14 protein-coding genes and 1 pseudogene are annotated in these 21,088 nt (G+C 72.0%); 7 read left to right on the top strand and 8 right to left on the bottom strand.

Annotation, left to right across the window (positions count from 1 at the left end; translation table 11 throughout):
• Positions 1-50 precede the first annotated feature (50 nt).
• The 3 genes and pseudogenes from ACWFRU_RS04195 to ACWFRU_RS04205 form a co-directional block, all read left to right on the top strand.
• Positions 51-1,109 (top strand): LacI family DNA-binding transcriptional regulator, encoded by a 1,059-nt coding sequence (locus tag ACWFRU_RS04195; protein WP_453684395.1) that lies wholly within the window; start codon positions 51-53, stop codon positions 1,107-1,109.
• An 87-nt stretch (positions 1,110-1,196) separates the two neighbouring features.
• The gene (locus ACWFRU_RS04200; protein WP_453684397.1) at positions 1,197-2,144 is read left to right on the top strand and encodes a bifunctional helix-turn-helix transcriptional regulator/GNAT family N-acetyltransferase; all 948 of its coding nucleotides are present in this window, start codon (positions 1,197-1,199) and stop codon (positions 2,142-2,144) included.
• Positions 2,141-2,860, top strand: a pseudogene (locus tag ACWFRU_RS04205) (sugar phosphate isomerase/epimerase family protein); the annotation flags it as partial. The gene ACWFRU_RS04200 and the pseudogene ACWFRU_RS04205, both read left to right, overlap by 4 nt.
• Here the strand turns inward: ACWFRU_RS04205 and ACWFRU_RS04210 are convergent.
• Positions 2,811-3,827, bottom strand: a complete 1,017-nt coding sequence (locus tag ACWFRU_RS04210; RefSeq protein WP_453684399.1) for an EamA family transporter — start codon at positions 3,825-3,827, stop codon at positions 2,811-2,813. The pseudogene ACWFRU_RS04205 and the gene ACWFRU_RS04210 overlap by 50 nt on opposite strands.
• 123 nt (positions 3,828-3,950) lie before the next feature.
• Between ACWFRU_RS04210 and ACWFRU_RS04215 the strand changes: the two genes are divergently transcribed.
• The 3 genes from ACWFRU_RS04215 (at position 3,951) to ACWFRU_RS04225 (ending at position 7,877) form a co-directional block, all read left to right on the top strand.
• Positions 3,951-4,871 (top strand): LysR family transcriptional regulator, encoded by a 921-nt coding sequence (locus ACWFRU_RS04215; RefSeq protein WP_453684540.1) that lies wholly within the window; start codon positions 3,951-3,953, stop codon positions 4,869-4,871.
• Positions 4,872-5,289: 418 nt separating this feature from the next.
• Positions 5,290-7,128 carry a glycoside hydrolase family 3 protein gene (locus tag ACWFRU_RS04220; protein WP_453684401.1) on the top strand — a complete coding sequence of 613 codons (1,839 nt, stop codon included), beginning with the start codon at positions 5,290-5,292 and terminating at the stop codon, positions 7,126-7,128.
• Between the two features lie 113 nt (positions 7,129-7,241).
• Entirely contained in the window at positions 7,242-7,877 is a 636-nt protein-coding gene (locus tag ACWFRU_RS04225; RefSeq protein ID WP_453684403.1) for a hypothetical protein, read from the top strand.
• 136 nt (positions 7,878-8,013) lie between these two features.
• On the opposite strand, the gene ACWFRU_RS04230 is transcribed toward ACWFRU_RS04225, so the two are convergent.
• The 7 genes from ACWFRU_RS04230 to ACWFRU_RS04260 all read right to left on the bottom strand — a co-directional run bounded on the left by ACWFRU_RS04230 (position 8,014) and on the right by ACWFRU_RS04260 (position 19,329).
• The gene (locus tag ACWFRU_RS04230) at positions 8,014-9,432 is read right to left on the bottom strand and encodes a S28 family serine protease (protein ID WP_453684405.1); all 1,419 of its coding nucleotides are present in this window, start codon (positions 9,430-9,432) and stop codon (positions 8,014-8,016) included.
• Between the two features lie 139 nt (positions 9,433-9,571).
• Entirely contained in the window at positions 9,572-9,967 is a 396-nt protein-coding gene (locus ACWFRU_RS04235; protein ID WP_453684407.1) for a hypothetical protein, read from the bottom strand.
• A 97-nt stretch (positions 9,968-10,064) separates the two neighbouring features.
• The gene (locus ACWFRU_RS04240) at positions 10,065-13,823 is read right to left on the bottom strand and encodes an ABC transporter ATP-binding protein (RefSeq protein WP_453684542.1); all 3,759 of its coding nucleotides are present in this window, start codon (positions 13,821-13,823) and stop codon (positions 10,065-10,067) included.
• Between the two features lie 131 nt (positions 13,824-13,954).
• Positions 13,955-14,893: a serine hydrolase gene (locus tag ACWFRU_RS04245; RefSeq protein WP_453684409.1), complete on the bottom strand. Its 939-nt coding sequence runs from the start codon at positions 14,891-14,893 to the stop codon at positions 13,955-13,957.
• A gap of 188 nt (positions 14,894-15,081) precedes the next feature.
• The gene (locus tag ACWFRU_RS04250; protein ID WP_453684411.1) at positions 15,082-16,767 is read right to left on the bottom strand and encodes a thiamine pyrophosphate-binding protein; all 1,686 of its coding nucleotides are present in this window, start codon (positions 16,765-16,767) and stop codon (positions 15,082-15,084) included.
• Positions 16,764-17,762 carry an agmatinase gene (gene speB / locus ACWFRU_RS04255; protein WP_453684413.1) on the bottom strand — a complete coding sequence of 333 codons (999 nt, stop codon included), beginning with the start codon at positions 17,760-17,762 and terminating at the stop codon, positions 16,764-16,766. The genes ACWFRU_RS04250 and speB overlap by 4 nt, the downstream gene beginning before the upstream one ends.
• 97 nt (positions 17,763-17,859) lie before the next feature.
• Positions 17,860-19,329, bottom strand: coding sequence for a sodium:solute symporter (locus ACWFRU_RS04260; RefSeq protein WP_453684415.1), 1,470 nt, complete (start codon positions 19,327-19,329; stop codon positions 17,860-17,862).
• Between the two features lie 186 nt (positions 19,330-19,515).
• Between ACWFRU_RS04260 and ACWFRU_RS04265 the strand changes: the two genes are divergently transcribed.
• Positions 19,516-21,027, top strand: coding sequence for a PucR family transcriptional regulator (locus ACWFRU_RS04265; protein ID WP_453684417.1), 1,512 nt, complete (start codon positions 19,516-19,518; stop codon positions 21,025-21,027).
• Positions 21,028-21,088 lie beyond the last annotated feature (61 nt).

A 21,088-nucleotide genomic window follows, 5' to 3' on the forward strand; every position in this document is an offset into this window, starting at 1 on the left:
AAGGTTCGGACAAGGGCTTCGGACCAGAGCCGTGACCGGAGGACGACGAGATGACCGTGACCCTGGCCGATGTGGCGGCCCGCGCCCAGGTCTCCCCCGCGACCGTCTCCCGCGTGCTGAACGGCAACTACCCGGTGGCCGCGGCCACCCGGGAGCGTGTCCTGCGGGCCGTGAACGACCTCGACTACGTCCTCAACGGGCCCGCGAGTTCGCTCGCCGCCGCCACGTCCGACCTGGTCGGCATCCTGGTGAACGACATCGCCGACCCCTTCTTCGGGATCATGGCGGGCGCCGTCCAGTCCGAGATCGGCGGCCCCGGCGGGCGCGCCGGCGGCGAGCGGATGGCCGTGGTCTGCAACACCGGGGGCTCCCCGGAGCGCGAGCTGACCTATCTGACGCTGCTGCAGCGCCAGCGCGCCGCCGCGGTCATCCTGACCGGCGGCGCCCTGGAGGACCCCGCTCACGCCGCCGCGATGTCCGCGAAGCTGGCGCGCCTCGCGGACGCGGGCACCCGGATCGTGCTCTGCGGACGGCCGCCCCTCGCGGATTCGGACGCGGTGGCGGCCACGCTCACCTTCGACAACCGCAGCGGCGGGCGGCGGCTCACGGAGCATCTGCTGACGCTGGGGCATCGCAGGATCGGGTACGTGGCGGGCCCGATGGAGCGCACGACCACCCGGCACCGCCTGGAGGGCCACCGGGCCGCGCTCGCGGCGTCGGACACGGGCAAGGGCGACCCGGACGAACTGACCGTCCACGGCCCCTACACCCGCCGGTCCGGCTACGAGGCGACCCTCGAACTCCTGCGCCGCGACCCGGACCTGACGGCCGTCGTGGCCGCCAACGACACGGTCGCCCTGGGCGCCGCGGCCGCCCTGCGCGACCAGGGCCTGCGCATCCCCGAGGACATCTCGGTGGCGGGCTTCGACGACCTGCCCTTCTCGATCGACGCCGTCCCCGCCCTGACGACCGTACGCCTGCCGCTGCACGAGGCAGGCGCCCGGGCGGGCCGCCTGGCCACGGGTGCGGAGGAGGCACCGCCCGGGGGCGTCGCGACGATCGAGGCGGAGCTGATGGTGCGGGGATCCACGGCGCCGCCGTGCCGGTAGGCCAGAGGCATGGCGGTCATGGAGGGGGCGGCGTACCGTTGACTCAGTCAAGGGTGGCTTGTCCGGTCGCCCCGGGAGGGAATCGTCATGTCACACGCCTCCGATACGCCGATCCATGAGATCCGCGCCTTCAACCGCTTCTACACGAACCTCATCGGCGCCCTCGACTACAGCCGTCAGCTGTACGTCCCGTACACCCTCACCGAGTCCCGGGTCCTCTACGAGATCGCTCACTCGTCCCGCCCCGACGCCGCCGACCTGCGCTCCGAACTCACGCTCGACGCCGGGTACTTGAGCCGCCTGCTCGGCAAGTTCGAGAAGGCGGGGCTCATCGAGCGCGCCCCCTCCGAGCGCGATCCGCGGCGCCAGCGCATCACGCTCACCCAGCGGGGGCGCGAGACCGCGGGGCTGCTGGACGAGCGGTCCAACGAAGCCATGGGATCACTGCTGTCCACCGTCCCGGCCCGCGAGCGGCCCCGCCTCGCGGACGCCCTGCGCACCGTCCGGGAGATCCTGGCCGACCGCGAGGGCAAGGAGCCCTCACGCCCTTTCTTGCGCGAGCCCGGGGCCGGTGACCTCGGGTGGATCGTGCAGCGCAACGCCGCCCTGTACGCGGCGGAGTACGGCTTCAACGCCGACTACGAAGGTCTGGTCGCGCGGATCATCGCCGACTACGCCGAGGATCACGACCCGCATCTGGAGCGGACGTGGATCGCCGAACTCGACGGGCGGCCCGTGGGCTGCGTGATGTGCGTGCGCGACGACGCGCCGGGGACCGCCCGGCTGCGGCTCCTGCTCGTCGAGCCCGACGCCCGGGGACACGGCATCGGGGATCAACTGGTGCGCGCGTGCATCGAGTTCGCGCGCGGCGTCGGCTACCGCGAGATGGTCCTGTGGACCAATGACATCCTCGGCGCCGCCCGCTCCATCTACCAGAAGCACGGTTTCGTCCTCGTCGACGAGAAGCCGCACCGCTCCTTCGGCGTCGACCTCGTGGGGCAGGACTGGCAACTGCACCTAGGGTCTGCGACATGAAACTCGCCTTTTCCACCCTCGGCGTGCCCGGACTCCCCCTCGCCGACGTGCTGAACCTGGCCACCACCCACGGCTATCACGGCATCGAACTGCGCGCGCACCCCGAAGAGCCGGTCCACCCGGGAATCGATCTCGCCGAACGGGCCGATGTGGCGGCCCAGTTCAAGGCCGCGGGCATCGAGATCCTCGGCGTCTGCGGGTACGCGCGCGTGGCCGAGCCGGGCGACGACGGGCCCGTGCTCGAAGAGATACGTTCCCTGCTCACCCTCGCCCGCGACCTGGGCGCCCCCTTCATCCGCGTCTTCCCCGGCGGCGGCACCGAGCAGAGCGCGGACGAGGCCGACGCGACCGCCGCACGACGGCTCGGCACGGCAGCCGAGTCCGCCGCGGACTTCGGCGTACGCATCCTTCTGGAGACCCACGACTCGCACCGCACCGGCGCCGCGGCGACCCGCGTGCTCGGTGCGGTCGGCCACCGCAACGCGGGCGCCCTGTGGGACGTGATGCACACCTGGCTCGGCGGCGAGTCCCCCGCCGACAGCCACGCGGCGCTCTCCCCGTACCTCGGCTACGTCCAGGTGAAGGACATCGCGTCGGCCGACGACACGACGCCGCTGGGCCTCGGCGAGGGCGTCCTGCCCCTCGCCGAGTGCGTGGACGTGCTGCTCAGCGGGGAGCACCGGGACGGCTGGCTGTGCTGGGAGTACGAGAAGCGGTGGTACGAGGAGGCGAAGCCGCTTCCCGAACGCCTGGGCCAGGGACGGGACTTCCTGTCACGCCTCCTTGCCCGTCAGGCCTGACGCCGGTCACGGCTCCCGTACCGCCACGCCTGCCACCCGCCAAGGACGCCAGGCCCACCCCGCCGACCAGGAGCGCCGCCGCGCACCACCCGAGGGCGCTCACCGACTCGCCGAGGACGAGTCCGGCGGCGGACATCCCGAACACCGGGACCAGGAGCGAGAAGGGCGCGACGGTCGACGCCGGGTGGCGGCGCAGCAGGTAACCCCAGGCGCCGAAGCCGAAGACGGTCGTGATCCACGCGACGTAGACGATGATCCCGACGCCCTGCCAGTCCAGTGCGGCCAGGGCGTCGCGGTCCGCGCCCGGGCCCTCGAAGAGCAGCGAGAGCCCGAGCAGCGGCAGGACCGGGACCGTGCTCACCCACACCATGAAGTTGAGGGAGTCGGGCGGGGACGCCTTGCGGGTCAGGACGTTCGACGCGCCCCAGCAGGCGGCGGCGCCGACCAGCAGCGCGAAGGCCGTGAGCGGCCCCGCCTCCCCCTCGTCGACCGCCGCGACGCCGATGCCCGCGAGCGCGATGACCATGCCGAGGACGCGTACGCGGCCGGGACGTTCGCCGAGGGCCACGAAGGCGAAGAGGGCCGTGAACACCGCCTGGATCTGCAGGACGAGGGAGGACATCCCGGCCGGCATCCCCGCGTCCATGCCGATGAACAGCAGCCCGAACTTGGCCACCCCGAGGACGAGTCCGACCCCGACGATCCACTTCCACGCGACCTTGGGCGGCCCCACGAAGAACACCGCGGGCAGCGCCGCCGCCAGGAACCGCAGGGCGGAGAACAGCAGCGGCGGGAAGTGGTCGAGGCCCACCTCGATGACGACGAAGTTGACGCCCCAGACGGCGGCGACGAGGACGGCGAGGAGGACATGAGCGGGACGCATGCGTCGAGGATCACCCGCTCCGACCATGTAGGACCAGCGCGGATCTCTGCATGATGGGATGAAGCAACGCTAATGAATCCGACGGCGCCGACCGACGTCGCCGCCCCATGGGAAGGGCCTCCCGTGCTCGATCTCGCCCGGCTCCGCGCCCTGCACGCCGTCTCCGTGCACGGCACCGTCGGCGCCGCCGCCACCGCACTCGGCTACACCCCCTCCGCCGTGTCCCAGCAGATCGCCAAGCTGGAGCGCGAGACCCGCACCACCCTCCTCGAACGGCAGGGCAGGGGTGTGGCCCTCACCGAGGAGGCCCGCCATCTCGCCTCCACCGCGCAGGAGTTGATGGCCATCGTGGAGCGCGCCGAGACGGAGCTCGAGGAGCGGCGCGGGCTGCCCGCGGGGCGGCTGACCGTCGCCGCGTTCGCCTCGGCGGCGCGCGGTCTGCTGCCCGGCGTCCTCGCGGACCTGGCCCGGCGGCACCCCGCGCTGGACGCCCGGATGTCGGAGATCGACCCGCATCTCTCCATCGACCTGGTGGCCAAGGGCGCGGTGGACATGGCGGTCGTGCACGACTGGGACATCGCGCCGCTGCCGACGCCGCCCGGCGTCGAACAGGCCGTCATCGGGGACGACTTGTGCGATCTCGTGGTGCCCGCGGCGCACCCGCTCGCGGGGCGGGCCTCCGTGCGCCGCGAGGACCTCAAGGGCGAGCGGTGGATCACCCAGCCGCCGGGGCTGGTCTGCCACGAGTGGCTGGTGCGCACCCTGCGCGAGGCGGGCTGCGAGCCGGACATCGCGCACACGGCGGAGGAGAACCCCACCCTGGTCGCGCTGGTCGCGGCGGGGCTCGGCATCGCGCTCATCCCGCGCCTGGGCCGCGGCCTCGTCCCGGACGGCGCGGTCACCGTGCGGCTCGATCCGCTGCCGGTGCGGCGGCTGTACGCGCTGTGGCGGACCGGGGCGTCGCGGCGCCCCGCGATCGCGGAGACGGTACGGACCCTGCAGAGCCACTGGGCCGAGGCGGCGCCCGGAAGGCAGGACTCCTGAGCCTCGGACTCCAGAGCATCGGACTCCAGAACCTCAGGATTCTTCTGCGCACTGAGCCTCAGGATTCCCCTGCGCACCACTTTCCGGAAAACGCCCGCCGCGGGGAACCCGCGCGGACCGACCGCCGTCAAATCGCCGTGCTGCCGGGTGAGTCTCCGCGAGGCGGTGTCGGCATCGCTGCTGGCTGCGAACGCTGACCACCCTCTCTGCCGCCCGTGGCCGGCAGCATGCCGTCACCGGTGCGCCCCCCTCCACCAGCGCCGGTGACGGCCCCTCTCCCGCACAGTGGCTGCCGATTCCCTTGACCGGCAGAAATCTTCGGGATATCCGTGACACTCGGAAAGTTTCCTTCAGCCGGTTCCCCCAGTCCGGCTCCGGTCCGGCATCCGTCCCCGAGGACGTCCCCGAAGGAGCGCACATGACCCACCGCAACGCCTCCAGACGCACCCTGCTCACCGCCACGGCCGTCGCGGCGACGGCCCTGGCCGCGCCCTTCGCCGCCCACGCGGCCGGCGACGGCGACCGCGGTCGCGACCGGAAGCTGCGGGAGCTCATCTCCCGCATGAGCCTCGAGGAGAAGGTCGGCCAGCTCTTCGTGATGCATGTGTACGGTCACTCCGCCACCGCGCCCGACCAGGCCGACATCGACGCCAACCTCAAGGAACTCGGCGTACGCACCGCCGCGGAGGCCGTGGCCAAGTACCACCTCGGCGGCATCATCTACTTCGGCTGGGCCCACAACACCCGCGCCCCGCACCAGATCGCCGACCTCTCGAACGGCATCCAGCGCGCCGCCCTCACCCCGGACGCCCCGGAGCAGTCCCCCACCGCCCGCATCCCGCTGCTCATCTCCACCGACCAGGAGCACGGGGCCGTCGCCCGCGTCGGCGTCCCCGCCACGCTCCTGCCCGGCGCGATGGCCCTGGGCGCCGGGGGCTCACGCTCCACCGCGCGCAAGGCGGCCCGCATCGCGGGCACCGAACTGCGCGCGCTCGGCATCCGGCAGAACTACGCCCCGGTGGCCGACGTGAACGTCAACCCCGCCAACCCCGTCATCGGCGTACGGTCCTTCGGCTCGGACCCCGAAGCGGTCGCCGATCTGGTCGCCGCGCAGGTCAAGGGCTACCAGGGCGCGGACATCGCCTCGACGTCCAAGCACTTCCCCGGGCACGGCGACACCAAGGACGACAGCCACTCCAAGCTGCCGTACATCCACCACACACGGGAGCAGTGGGAGACCCTGGACGCCCCGCCGTTCCGGGCGGCGGTGGCGGCGGGCATCGACTCGATCATGACCGCGCACATCGTGGTCCCCGCCCTCGACCCGGCGGAGGACCCGGCCACGCTCTCCCGCCCCATCCTCACCGGCATCCTGCGCGAGGAACTCGGCTACGACGGGGTCGTGGTGACGGACTCGCTCGGCATGCAGGGCGTGCGCACGAAGTACGGCGACGACCGCGTGCCGGTGCTCGCGCTGAAGGCGGGCGTCGACCAGCTCCTGAACCCGCCGAAGCCGGAGATCGCCTGGAACGCGGTGCTCCAGGCCGTGCGGGACGGCGAGTTGACGGAGGCGCGGCTCGACGAATCGATCCTGCGGATCCTGCGCCTCAAGGCGAAGCTGGACCTCTTCTCCGACCCGTACGTCACCGCGCGCGGTGTCGACCGGACCGTCGGCACGCGGGCGCATCTCGCCGCCGCCGACCGGATCGCGGAGGAGACGACGACGCTGCTGATCAACACGGACGGGCTGCTTCCGCTCTCGCGGCGCACACAGCGGAACGTGCTCGTCGTGGGCGCCGATCCGGCGTCGCCGTCGGGGACGACGGGGCCGCCGACCACCGTCATCGGGCGTGAGCTGACGGACCTCGGCTTCACGCCGACGGTGCTGCCGACGGGCACGGCTCCCTCCGCCGCCAAGATCGCCGAGGCGGTGGCGGCGGCCGGGGGCAAGGACGCGGTGCTCGTGGGTACGTACAACGTGGGGGCGGGAAGCGCGCAGATCGCCCTGGTGGAGGCGCTGGTGGCGACCGGCGTCCCGGTCGTCGCCCTCGCGATCCGCAATCCGTACGACGTGGCGCGGCTGCGCGGCGTGGGCGCGTCCCTCGCCGCGTACTGCTGGACGGACGTCGAACTGCGCGCCGCGGTACGGGTGATCGCGGGGCGCGCCGAGCCGCGCGGGAAGCTGCCCGTGCCGGTGCAGCGTGCGGATGATCCGGCGCAGGTGCTGTATCCGGTCGGGCACGGCCTGACGTACTGACCCGTACGCCGGGCCGACGGCGCGCCACCTCCACCTGACCCAAAGCACCCCGTGCACCTGGCGTGCGCCCGCCCCCGCGGGCCACGCTGGGTGCACATATCGGGGGGTTCGCCATGCTTGTCATGCTTGGCCGACGGTGTGCGGGGGTGTGTGCGGGGGTGCTGCTTCTGGTCGCGTGCGTCGGTGCGGCCGGCTGCCAGAACTCCTCGGACCCGGAATCGGATTCGTCCGGCCGGCGGCCGTCCTCGTCGGTTCCTTCCGGGCACGGAGCGGTCTTCCTCGCGGTGGACGAGTGCAGTTCGCGGGGGCGCGAGACCTTCACGGAGGTGTCGTGCACGAGCGAGCGCGCGGCGGCGCGGGTCATCGCCCGCTACGACGGCAAGGTCGCGGAGGGCCCCTCGTGCCCGGCACGCACGGACTTCGTCCTGCACATCAGCGAGAACAGGCCCGCGGTGGACGAGGACGGGAACGGTGCGGTGCCGCGGGGGTACGCCTGCATGCGGAACCTTGAACTGCCGCATCCCGGTGACCCCGGGGGCGGGGGCGGTCCTCGGACGGTGGTCGGGGACTGTGTGTACGGGGCGGGCGAGGGGGAGGTGCGGGAGACGGCGTGTGACGGGTCTGGCGCGAGGGCCCCGGAGTACCGGGTGACTTCGGCGGTTCCGTCACGTGACGCGTGCCCGGCCACGACCCAGCTCTATGTGTCGCTGGAGGGTGGGAAGCCGGTGGGGTGTGCGGTGCGGGTGTGAGCGGTTCTTCTTTCCCCAACCCCGCCCCTTCCCGGAAACCCGCTCGGCGAGGGGGCCTTGTCCTCAAACGCCGGACGGGCTGTCTTGCAGCCCCTCCGGCGTTTGAGGAGCGGGGAATGCCCCGCAGGGACCGCCCCTACGGCCGCAGACTCTGCTTCCGGTCCGCGTCCTTGCGGTCGAGCTTCGCGTCGTAAGGAGCCAGCGGCTTCGGGGAAGCCGAAGTGGAGACCCCGGCCCAGGCCTGGATTCGCTCCGTCGCCTTCGCCTTGTCCGCAGCGACGAGACCGGCCACGTTCGCCCCGTGGTTGGCGCCCGGCGCGGTGAAGACGTGGGAGTCGTGCTTCGCGCCCCTGGCGGGACGGAACGGCTCGGCACCCCACGGGTCGTTCTCGCCGTAGACGTACATCATCCGCTGCGCGTTGTGCCGCACCCAGCGGTCCACGTCCTTCATGGCGCCCGACTGGAACTTCATCGGGATCTCACGCGGCACGAAGTTCCGCGGCGGCTGGTAGCCGTAGCGGCTCAGGTCGCCGAGCCAGGGCTGCTTGATGTCGGGCGAGCCGAGCTGCGTACCGGCCTGGTAGTAGTACGGCGTGTACGGGGTCAGGCCCTGGTCGGTGTAGGAGGCCCAGCCGCCCACCGAGTCGACGTAGTCGAAGATCACCTGGTCCGAGGCGGACGACGCGTCGGGGACGTCCGCGCACGCGGACTCCGGCTGGTACTGCCAGAAGCCCCACACCATGTCGAGGACGACGGCCTCGTAGGCCTTGTCCAGGTTGCCGACGGTCTTGAAGGTGTAGTTGCCGGCCTCGGCGAACTCCGCGTACTTCTTCTCCAGCGGCTCGCGGCGCACGAGCGCCTCACGCTGCACTGCCTCCAGCGCGGCGCGGCACTCCTTGGTGCCGACCGTCTCGAAGAACTCGTCGTAGCGCGAGTCCTCCTTGTTCACCACGTCGTTCGGGGCGACGTACGCGACGATGCCGTCCATGTCACGCGGGTAGAAGCGCTCGTAGTACGTGGCGGTCATGCCGCCCTTCGAGCCGCCGGTCGCCAGCCACTTCTTGTCGTAGATGGGCTTGAGCGCCTTGAAGATGCGGTGCTGGTCGCTCGCGGCCTGCCAGATGTCGAGCTTGGACCAGTCGGCCGGCTCGGGGCGGGACGGCGTGAAGAAGCGGTACTCCATGGAGACCTGGTTGCCGTCGATGATCCGCGTCGGCTCGCTGCGGCTGGGGTTCGTCGAGACGTTGTAGCCGCTGGTGAAGAAGGCCGTGGGGCGGGCGGTGTCCTTGTGCAGCACCGTCAGGCGCTGCTTGAAGGTGCCCTTGGAGGGGTGCCGGTGGTCGATCGGCTGGGTGTAGTTGAGGACGAAGTAGCGGTAGCCGGTGTACGGCTTCTCCTCGATCAGGCTCATGCCCGGTATCGCCAGGAGCCGGTCCTTGATGTCGGTGGCCTGCGGCTTCGCGGCGGTGGCCGCCCCTGCCGCACTCACTGTGCCCGCGGTGCCGATGCCTATCAGCACCACGAGTGACAGCAGCCATCTGAGCGCCTTGCGCATGCACTCTCCCCTAAGTTCGCGATTGCGTCCGCCGGAACTTATCGGAGCAACTCGCTCACCACTAGGGGCTCTTGCGTCACGTAGGGACGCAGTACGTCACAAAGGGGCGCACAACGTGCACGATGCGATCAGTAAGCCGTCAGCACAGAATCCAGCCCGAGCTGGTGCTGCCCCCGCCGACCCTGCCCTTCACCCACACGCAGCGCTGCCCCGCGTGCACCGTCACCGGCCCCGCGTGATGCGTGTAGCGGCCCTTGTCCCTGGCCGGGCGGTTGCCCCGGGCCTGGACGCTCACGGACATCGTCTTGCGGGCGCCGGGGCGCTTGGCGACGGTGACGGCGCAGACGTAGCCGCGGCTCTTGTGGATGACGACCTTGCCGGTGCTGAAGGAGAGGGTGCGCACCTTGTGCCCGGCGCAGCGCCCGGCCGACGCCTGCGCCTGCGCGGCACCGGCGCCCGCGAGACCGAGCAGGACGGCAGCCGCAAGGACGACGGCGCCGAGCGCGAGGCTCCGCCGTATTCGACCACTGCTCACCAGGTTCCCTCCCGACACTTCCGCATCAGCGTACTGATGTACGGACGCGGACCGTGGGGCGGCTGGTTGCGCCCCCGCCCCCCTTTTGTTCGCCGGGTCAGGCGGCCGAGGGCTCCGCCTCCCCCACGAACGTCCGCCACAGCGTCGCGTACCGCCCGTCGAGCGCGAGCAGCTCCTCGTGCGTGCCGTCCTCCGCGACCCGGCCGTGGTCCATCAGGATCACGCGGTCCGCGCGGGCGGCCGTGGTGAGGCGGTGGGCGACGACCAGGGTGGTGCGCTTGCCCGCGATGCGGTCGGTGGCCTGGTTGACCTGCGCTTCCGTGGCGAGGTCGAGGGCCGCGGTCGCCTCGTCGAGGAGCAGGATGTCCGGGTCGACGAGCTCGGCGCGGGCCAGGGCGATCAGCTGGCGCTGGCCCGCCGAGAGGTTGCGGCCGCGCTCGGAGACCTCGTGGAGGTACCCGCCGTCCAGGGTGGCGATCATGTCGTGCGCGCCGACCGCGCGGGCCGCGGCCTCCACCTCGGCGTCGGTGGCGTCGGGCCGCCCGTAGGCGATCGCGTCGCGCACCGTGCCCGCGAAGAGGTAGGCCTCCTGCGGGACGACGCCGAGCCGGTGGCGGTACGAGGTCAGGTCGAGGGACCTCAGGTCCGTGCCGTCCACCGTCACCCGGCCGCCGGTCGGGTCGTAGAAGCGGGCGACGAGCTTGACGAGCGTCGACTTGCCCGCGCCGGTCTCGCCCACGAAGGCGACGGTCTGGCCCGCGGGGATGTGCAGGCTCACGCCGCTCAGCGCCTCCTCGGGCTCGTCGGCGGAACCGTACGCGAAGTCGACGCCCTCGAAGGCGATCTCGCCGCGCAGGGAGAGCACGTCGAGCGGCTCGTCCGCGGTCTCGGTGGAGGTCGGCTCGCGGAGCAGTTCCTGGATGCGGCCGAGCGAGACGGTGGCCTGCTGGTAGCCGTCGAAGACCTGGGAGAGCTGCTGGACGGGGGCGAAGAACAGGTCGATGTAGAGGAGGTAGGCGACCAGGGCGCCGGTCGTCAGCGTCCCCGCCTCCACGCGCCCCGCGCCGACCATCAGGACCGCGGCGGCCGCGACCGCCGAGAGGAGCTGCACGAACGGGAAGTAGACCGAGATCAGCCACTGCCCGCGGATGCGGGCGCTGCGGTAGTCGGCGCTGGCCTGTTCGAACTTCTCGCCGCCGGAGCGCTCGCGCCGGAAGGCCTGCACGATGCGCAGCCCCGCGACGGACTCCTGGAGGTCGGCGTTGACCACGGAGACCCGCTCGCGCGCCAGCTCGTACGCCTTGACGCTGGAGCGGCGGAAGAAGATGGTGCCGATGATCAGCGGCGGCAGCGTCGCGAAGACGACCAGCGCGAGCTCCACGTCGATCACGACGAGCGCGACCATGATGCCGAAGAAGGTGACGACGGAGACGAAGGCGGTGACGAGTCCGGTCTGCAGGAAGGTGGAAAGCGCGTCCACGTCCGTGGTCATCCGGGTCATGATGCGCCCGGTCAGCTCCCGCTCGTAGTAGTCGAGTCCGAGCCGCTGGAGCTGGGCGAAGATCTTCAGGCGCAGGGCGTAGAGGACGCGCTCGCCCGTCCGTCCCGTCATCCGCGTCTCGCCGATCTGGGCCACCCACTGGGCGAGCACGGCGAGCAGCGCGAGCCCGGCGGCCACCCACACGGCGCCGAGCGCGAGCTGTGAGACGCCCTCGTCGATGCCGTGCCGGATCAGCACCGGAAGCAGCAGGCCCATGCCCGCGTCGATCGCGACAAGGAGCAGGGCGAAGAGCAGCGGCTTCCCGAATCCGGCGAGCAGGCGGCGCAGGCCGTACGACTCCTCCGGGGTGACCGCGCGTGCCTCGTCGACCTGGGGGGTGTCGGTGGCAGGCGGCAACGCGTCCACCTGCGCGAGGAGTTCGGGCGTCGCGGGCATCCCGGCCATCGCGGTGTCCTTGGGCTCCCGGTCGCCGACCCACAGCGGCGGGGTGATGCCGCGCTCGGCGTCGAACTCCGCGTCCAGCTCCTCCCGTACGGAGGTGTCCTCGGGGATCTCGACCGGGACCGCGCGGCCCGGCGAGACGCCGCCCAGTTCGTCCGGGTCGGTCAACAGGCGCCGGTAGAGCGCCGATTGCTCGGCCAGCTCCTCGTGCGTGCCGATGGCGGCGAGGCGTCCGCCGTCCAGGACGGCGATGCGGTCGGCGAGGTTGAGGGTGGAGCGGCGGTGGGCGATGAGGAGGGTGGTGCGGCCCGCCATGACGCCGCGCAGCGCCTCGTGGATCTCGTGCTCGACCCGCGCGTCCACCGCGGACGTGGCGTCGTCGAGGACGAGCAGGCGGGGGTCGGTGAGGATGGCGCGGGCGAGGGCGACGCGCTGGCGCTGGCCGCCGGAGAGGGTCAGGCCGTGCTCGCCGACCGTGGTGTCGTAACCGTCGGGCAGCTCGGCGATGAAGCGGTCGGCCTGGGCCGCGCGCGCCGCGGTCTCGATCTCCTCCTGAGTGGCGTCCGGCTTCCCGTACGCGATGTTGGCGCGGATGGTGTCGGAGAAGAGGAAGGAGTCCTCAGGCACGAGACCGATCGCGGCCCGCAGCGAATCGGCGGTCAGCTCGCGCACGTCGTGGCCGCCGATGAGGACGGCTCCGTGCGTCACGTCGTAGAAGCGCGGCAGCAGCAGCGAGACGGTGGACTTGCCGCTGCCGGAGGTGCCGACCACGGCGAGCGTCTCGCCGGGCCGGATCTCGAAGGAGAGGCCGTCGAGGACGGGCCGGCTGTCCTCGTACGCGAAGGACACGTCGTCGAACTCGACGGTGGCCGGGGCGTCGGCGGGCAGTTCCTTCGTGCCGTCCGTCAGCGTCGGCTCGGTGTCGATGAGCTCCAGGACGCGCTCGGCGCCCGCGCGGGCCTGCTGGCCGACGGTGAGGACCATGGCGAGCATCCGCACGGGTCCGACGAGCTGGGCGAGGTAGCTGGAGAAGGCGACGAACGTGCCGAGCGTGATCTGTCCGCGCACCGCGAGCCAGCCGCCGAGCGCGAGCATCGCGACCTGCCCGAGCGCGGGCACGGCCTGGAGGGCGGGCGTGTACTTGGAGTTGAGGCGGATGGTGCGAAGGCGGCCCGCGAAGAGCTTGCGGCCGACCTCCCTGAGCTTCCCGGTCTCCTGGTCCTCCTGGCCGAAGCCCTTCACGACGCGTACGCCGGAGACGGAGCCGTCCACGACCCCGGCGACGGCGGCGGCCTGGGCCTGCGCGTACCAGGTGGAGGGGTGCAGGCGGCCCCGGCTGCGTTTGGCGATGAACCAGAGGGCGGGCGCCACGGCGAGCGCGACGGCCGTCAGGGGCAGGGAGAGCCACGCCATGATCACGAGGGAGATCACGAAGAGCAGGATGTTGCCGATGGTCATCGGCAGCATGAAGAGCAGACCCTGGATGAGCTGGAGGTCGCTCGTGGCGCGGCCGACGACCTGTCCGGTGGACAGCTCGTCCTGCCGCCGTCCGTCGAGCCCGGTGATCGTCCCGTACATCTCGGTCCGCAGGTCGTGCTGGACGTCGAGGGCGAGACGGCCGCCGTAGTAGCGGCGGATGTAGGTGAAGACGTAGACGAGGACGGCCGCGCCGATGAGGGCGCCGATCCAGGGGCCCATGTCGCGGGACTTGTCCCCGATGACGTCGTCGATGATCACCTTGGTGATCAGCGGGACGAGCGCCATGACGGCCATGCCGGCGAGCGAGGAGCCGAGCGCGAGCACGACGTCCTTGGGGTACCGCCACGCGTATCCGGTCAGCCGTTTCGCCCAGCCGGATCTCAGCGCCTCGGTACCCCCGGATTTCTTCGGCTCGACCCCACCCCGTTGCTCCACCACGTGCTGCCTCCCGTCGACCTGACCTGCCGAGAGGCCCAACACGGTGGGACGAGAATTTCATCCCACCGCAACAAAGACGGGTCGGAGGTCCTAGGACCACCCGGAGGTGGCCGGCCTCGAACGTGCGATCAGCCGGCGGGGACCGACACGAACGCCTCCCGCGGGGTGGTCGTCGGGGCGTAGCGCCCGGCGGCGGAGGCCCTGGGTGCCAGGTCCTTGTGGACGGCCTTGGCCACGCCCTGGATGGTGGCGACGCCGTAGTTCATGGTGCTGTTGCCGTGGGTGAGCACGGAGAGCGTGTAGTCGTGGCCGCCGCCCTTGAACGCACCGATGCTGTGCACCCGCCAGCCGTGGGTCGAGCGCTGCAGCCAGCCGTTCTTGACGTGGATCTTGACGCCGGACGGTGCGCCCGCCGGGGTGCCCCAGCGCTGCGAGGCGACGACCTTGTTCATCAGCTTGAGGATGTAGGCGCGCGCGTTGTCGCTCAGGACGGAGTTCTTGGCGGTGATCAGGGCGAGGAGCTTCTGCTCGTCGGCCGCGTTGATCCGGGTCAGACCCCAGTATCCGCCGGAGCCGGGCACCGTCTTCGTCATCTTGGCGGCCTTGAGGAAAGCGTTGATCTTTCCCGTGCCGAGCTGACGCCAGAGCTTGCTCGTCGCCGCGTTGTCCGACTTGGTGATCATGGCGTACGCGAGGTCCGACTCACGGGCCGAGAGCTTGCGGTCCGTCTTCTTCGCGTCCCACAGCAGCGCCGCGAGGACGGTCGTCTTGACGATGCTCGCCGAGTCGAACGAGGTGGTGGAGCGCAGGGTGCAGGTGGTGCCCGTGGAGCGGTCGTGGAGACCGACCGCGATGGTGCCCTTGCGGTTCTTCAGGGCCGCCGTGATGTCCTTCGTGAGCTTGGCGGCCAGGCCCGCCTGCGCGGAGGTGCAGGTGACCTTCGGCGGCGTCGCGGCGGCGGCGGGCGTGGCGAGCGTGGCCGTACCGAGCGGCACGAGCACTCCGGCGGCGAGGCCCGCCGAGAGCACGCGGGCACGCCTGGATGTCCCGGATACCGGGTGAGTCATGGAGTTTCCCCATCCCCTTGGGTCCGTACAAGACCCTCGGGGCCCGTACAAGCGCGCCCCCCGGCGCACTCACCCCAGATGACTCACCAGTACCCGTACATGGATGCACGAGTTTGAGAACAGATGACCGATCTGTAATCAGCCCGTGTCATGGCGCTCGGCAGTACTTCTCTGCAGCACGCTCGGCCTCAAAGATGCGTCGGCTCGAACATGCGCAGGACGGCCGGGAGCACGACCACCGAGGGGCCGGGTTCCGCGAGCGCCTTCGTCAGGTCGTCGCGCAGGGTTTCCGGGGTCGACCGGACGCCCGGCACCCCGAAGGACTCCGCGAGCGCGACGAAGTCGGGGCGGGAGAGCTCCGTGGCCGTGGGCTCGCCGAACGCGTCCGACATGTACTCCCGGAGGATTCCGTAGCCCCCGTCGTCCACGATCAGCCAGGTGACCGGCAGACCGTGCTGCTTGGCGGAGGCCAGTTCCGCGAGGGAGTACATAGCGCCGCCGTCGCCCGATACGGCGAGCACCGGCGTCGACGGGTCGGCGGCCGCCGCTCCGAGGGCGGCCGGGAAGCCGTAGCCGAGGCCGCCCGCGCCCTGCGCCGAGTGCATGGTGTTCGGGCGCCGCGCGTCGAAGGCGGACCAGGCCCAGTAGGCGAGGATCGTCATGTCCCAGAAGGACGGCGAGGCGTCCGGCAGGGCTTCCCGCACCGACGCCAGGATCTGCTGCTCCAGGGTGAGCTCCTGGGCGGCGATCCGGTCCCTGACCTTGGCCAGGACCGTCCGGACCCGCTCCGGGGCCTCGGAGTCCTCCCTCGGGGCGTCGATCGTCTCCAGGAGCGCCGAGAGCGCGAGCCGCGCGTCCGCGTGGATGCCGAGCGCCGGGTGGTTGGACTCCAGCTTCCCCGCGTCGGCCTCGATCTGGATGACCCGGCCGCGCGGCCTGAACGTGTGGTAGTTCGAGGAGAGCTCGCCCAGGCCCGAGCCGACCACCAGGAGGACGTCCGCGTCCTCCAGGAAGTCCGTGGTGTACCGGTCCTCCAGCCAGGACTGGAGCGACAGCGGGTGCTCCCAGGGGAAGGCGCCCTTGCCGCCGAAGGTCGTGACGACGGGCGCGTTCACCAGTTCCGCGAGCGCGAGGAGCTTGCCGCTCGCGTCGGAGCGCACGACTCCGCCGCCCGCGATGATCGCCGGGCGCTCGGCCCGCGACAGCAGGTCGGCCGCCACGGCGGTCAGCTCGGGGCGCGGGACGACCTCGTCCGGGGTGGCGTCCATGGCCGTGACCACGGGCAGGGTCGTCTCGGCGAGCAGGACGTCCTGCGGGATCTCCACCCACACCGGGCCGTGCGGGGCGGTGAGCGCCGACTCCCAGGCCGCGGCGATCGCGGAGGGGATCTGCGAAGCCGTGCGGACCGTGTGGACGGACTTCACGATGTCGCGGAAGGACGCCTGCTGGTCGCGCAGCTCGTGCAGGTAGCCGTGCCGCCCGCCGCCGAGCCCGGCCACCGGGATCTGGCTGCCGATCGCGAGCACGGGCGAGGACCCGGCCGCCGCCTCCTGGAGCGCGGCGAGCGAGGTCAGCGCGCCGGGCCCGGTGGAGAGCAGCAGCGGGGCCACCTCACCGGTGATCCGGCCGTACGCGTCCGCGGCGAAGCCCGTGTTGTTCTCCACGCGCAGGCCGACGTACGACAGGGACGAGCGCCGCAGGGCGTCGAACATGCCGAGCGCGTGCTGGCCGGGCAGGCCGAAGACGGTCGTCGCGCCGAGGCCCTGGAGGGTCTCCACGACGAGGTCGCCGCCGTTGCGCCCCGGGGGCGGGTTGAGGGCCGCCTCCGTCTGGGCCTGCGTGGGCCGCAGGACTACGTCGTGGTCGTGCGTCACTTGGCCGCGCTCCCCTCGGTGACCCGGCGGGCCTCCGCGATCTGGCGGGACATGATCGTCGTCAGCTCGTACGCGGTGTGCGAGGCGGCGACGGCCGTGATCTCCGCGTGGTCGTAGGCGGGGGCGACCTCGACGACGTCCGCCGAGACGAGGTTGCAGGAGGAGAGCCCCCGCAGGATCTCCAGGAGCTCGCGCGACGTCATGCCACCCGCCTCCGGGGTGCCCGTGCCGGGCGCGTGGGCCGGGTCCAGGCAGTCGATGTCGATCGAGATGTAGAGCGGGCGGTCGCCGATGCGCTGGCGCAGCTGGTCGGCGACCTCGTCGGCGCCGCGGCGGTAGATGTCCGCCGAGGTGACGATGCCGAAGCCCATCTTCTCGTCGTCCGTGAGGTCCTGCTTGCCGTAGAGCGGGCCGCGCGTGCCGACGTGGGAGAGCGCCTCTGTGTCGAGGATGCCCTCCTCGACGGCCCGGCGGAACGGCGTGCCGTGGGTGTACTCGGCGCCGAAGTACGTGTCCCAGGTGTCCAGGTGCGCGTCGAAGTGAAGGAGGGCGACCGGGCCGTGCTTCTTGGCGACCGAACGGAGCAGCGGCAGGGCGATGGTGTGGTCGCCGCCGAGCGTCATCATGCGGGCACCCGAGCCGAGCAGGTCGTCCGCGGCGGCCTCGATCGTCTCGACCGCCTCGTTGATGTTGAACGGGTTCGCGGCTATGTCGCCCGCGTCGGCGACCTGCGCGAGCGCGAAGGGCGAGGCGTCCTGCGCGGGGTTGTACGGGCGCAGGAGGCGCGAGGCCTCGCGGATCGCGTTGCCGCCAAAGCGGGCGCCGGGGCGGTACGAGACGCCGGTGTCGAAGGGCACGCCGACCACGGCTATGTCCGTCTTGCCGCCCACCTCGTCGAGACGGGGCAGCCGGGCGTAGGTCGCCGGGCCCGCGTACCGCGGGACGCGGGAGGAGTCGACCGGGCCGCGGGGGGTCGGGGTCTCGGCGCTGCTCATGGTCGGTTTCCTCCTGCTGGTACGAGTACTGCGTTGCTGCTGGGACAAGTGTCGCGCGGCCCACTGACAGTGGCGTCGGCGTGGGCCGCGCGTAAAGCTAGACGGTTACCGGAGCTTCCGGTTCCGCCTCCTTCGGCCCCCGCCCGGCGAGCCGCTCACGCCAGGCGGCGAGCACGGCCGCGTCGGTCGGCTTCGTGGCGAGGGAGACGACGACGTACACGGCCAGGGAGATCAACAGGCCGTAGTAGATGGGCTCGTTGGCGAGGATTCCGTAGCCCCACATGAGCCCGATGACGGAGAGGCCACCGGCGGCGACGGCCGCGAGCGCGCCTTCGGCGGTGCCGCGCTTCCACAGCAGCCCGCCGAGGATCGGCACGAGGAGCCCCGCGACGAGCAGGTTGTAGGCGACGGTGAGCGCCTGGACGACGTCGTTGAGGGCGATGGCGATGCAGACGACGGCGATGCCCATGATCAGGATGAAGAGGCGGTTGCCCTTCACCTCGTCCTGCGGCTCGTCGCCCGCCCCGTCGGACTTCACGACGCCCCGCAGCCGCGACCAGATGTCGTTGTTGGCCACGGTCGCGCACGCGATGAGCGCCCCGGAGGACGTGGACATCACGGCGGCGAGCGCCGCGGCGAGCACGAGACCGCGTACGCCCATGGGCAGTTCGTCCTTGACGATGGTCGCGAAGGCCGCGTCGGCGCTCGGCAGCTTCGGGTACATGACCTTGGCCGCCGTGCCGATGACGGCGCCCGCGATGGCGTAGACGAGACAGTAGGTACCGGCGACGGTGCCGCCGTAGCGGGCGACCTTGTCGCTGCGCGCGGTGAACACGCGCTGCCAGATGTCCTGCCCGATGAGCATGCCGAAGGTGTAGATCAGGACGTACGTGAAGATCGTCTCGCCGCCGATGCCCAGCGGGTCGAAGTACTCGGTGGGCAGCTTGGCCTTCATCTCGCTGAAGCCGCCGGCCTTGACGACCGCGATGGGAAGCAGCAGGAGCAGCACGCCGATGGTCTTCACCACGAACTGCACCATGTCGGTGAGCGTGATGGACCACATGCCGCCGAGCGTCGAGTACGCGACGACGATCGAGCCGCCGAGGATGATCGCGAGCGTGCGGTTCATGTCGAACAGGACGTCGAAGATCGTGGCGTACGCGATGGTCGAGGTGACCGCGAGCATCAGCGTGTACGCCCACATGACGACCCCGGAGATGACGCCCGCACGCCCGCCGTAGCGGAGGTCGAGCATCTCGGAGACGGTGTAGACCTTCAGGCGGGCGATGCGCGCCGAGAAGAAGACACTCAGCGCGAGCAGGCCGAGGCCGATCGTGAAGACCATCCAGGCGCCGGAGAGCCCGTACTGGTAGCCGAGGCCGACGCCGCCGATGGTGGACGCGCCGCCGAGGACGATGGCGGCCATGGTCCCGGAGTACATCCACGGTCCGAGGCGGCGTCCCGCGACCAGGAACTCACTCTTGGACTTGGCGCGGCGCATGCCCCACCAGCCCATGGCGAGCATGCCGGCGAGATAGACGACGATCACTGTGTAGTCGACGGCCATAGGGCCCTCCTTCGCGCACCTCGGTGGCGTGTCGTGCAGATGGGGGTGGGGGGGGTGGCAACCGGCCGCGGGGACATCCGCCCGTACCCGCGGCCTGGGGTCGGCACGACCTTAGGTGGCCGGAAAGCAACGCTGAAGTGTACGTTTCATCCACTCCCCGTGATCGAACTGGATGGAACATCCACCGTGCCGGACCCTCTCCCCCCTTCAGCCCCCGCCCCGGCTCCCCCGACCCCGCCCGTCCCCCTGACGGCGCTCCTGGCCCGGGAGGATCTGGGCCTGCGGCAGATCGCGGGCCCCGACGCCGGGGAGAGCGGGGCGGCCGTCCAGTGGGTGCACACCTCGGAGATGGCGGACCCGTACCCGTACCTCCTGGGCGGCGAGCTGCTCCTTACGGCCGGCGTGCACATCACCGACCCGGTGGGCGCGGGCGTGTACCTCGACGACTACGTGGCGCGGATCGTGGAGGCGGGCGGCGCGGCCCTCGGCTTCGGCGTCGCGCCCGTGCACGACACGGTGCCGCGCGCCCTGGTGACGGCCTGCGACCGCTACGGCCTGCCGCTCCTCGAAGTACCGCCGCGCACGACGTTCAGCGGGGTCGCCCGCGCGGTGTGGCGCCTCGTGGCGGAGGCCAGGCACGCCGAGCTGCGCCGCGTGACCGAGGCACAGCAGGGCCTCGCCACGGCCGCCGCGCGCCCCGACCCGGTGCCGGCGGTGCTTCGTCAGCTCGCGGTGCGCCTGGGCGGCTGGGCGGCGCTCTACGCCCCGGACGGCACGGTGCTCCATACGGCGGGGGCTGCACCGGCGGCGGGCGTGCGGCAAGCGGTGCGTGACCTCTCCGAAGTGGTGCGTCCGGCCGGGCGGCCCGGCCCCGCCCCCACCTCCGCCACCGACTCCGTGGGCGGCGCCCACCTCGCCGCGTACGCGCTGGGCGGCGGGCAGGGGTTCGCGCTCGGGGTGGCCGCCGAGCAGCGCGAGCCGGGGGACCACACGATCACCGGGGTCGCGGTCGTCCTCCTCTCGCTTCTGACCGGCAAGCACCAGGGCGCCGCCGATTCCGCGCGCTCGGCGGCTCTCGTGCGGCTGCTGCTCGGGTCGGCGGCGGGCGATGTCGCGCCTCTCCTGGGGGCCGACGTGTGGACCGTGGTGCACGCGCGCGGGGGCACCGGCGACGATCCGGTGGCGCACTCCGTCGCCGCCTCCGCGCTGGCCGCCGCGCTGGGCAGCGGCCTGGTGGACGCGGACGCGGGGCAGGGCCTCGTACGGCTGCTGCTGCCCGCCGACCGCGAGGTCACCGCCGAGCCGGGCTGGACCCTGGGCGCCTCCGCCCCCGCCGCCCCCGGGAACCTGCCCGCCGCCGACGCCCAGGCGGACCGCGCCCTGCGCCGCGCCGAGGCCACCCGGGCGCCGCTCGTCCGGCACCGGGAGGGCGGCATCGCGGCGCTGGTCTCGCCCGCCGAGGCCGCGGCCCACGCGCGCGTGCTGCTCGCTCCGCTCGGCCCCGGCGACGCGTTCACGGAGACCTTGCGCACCTGGCTCTCCCTGCACGGCAGTTGGGACCGCACGGCCACGGCCCTGGGGGTCCACCGCAACACGGTCAGACAGCGCATCACGCGGTGTGGGGCGCTCCTCCAGGCGGACCTGGACGACCCCGACGTCCGCATGGAACTGTGGTTCGCGCTGGGCCGCGCGAGGTGACGCGGGCCCACGGAGGGGCGCAACTCACAGGTCCAGGGTTCGGGACTGCCCGCCACCATCC

It is taken from the genome of Streptomyces sp. NPDC055099 (assembly GCF_053607685.1).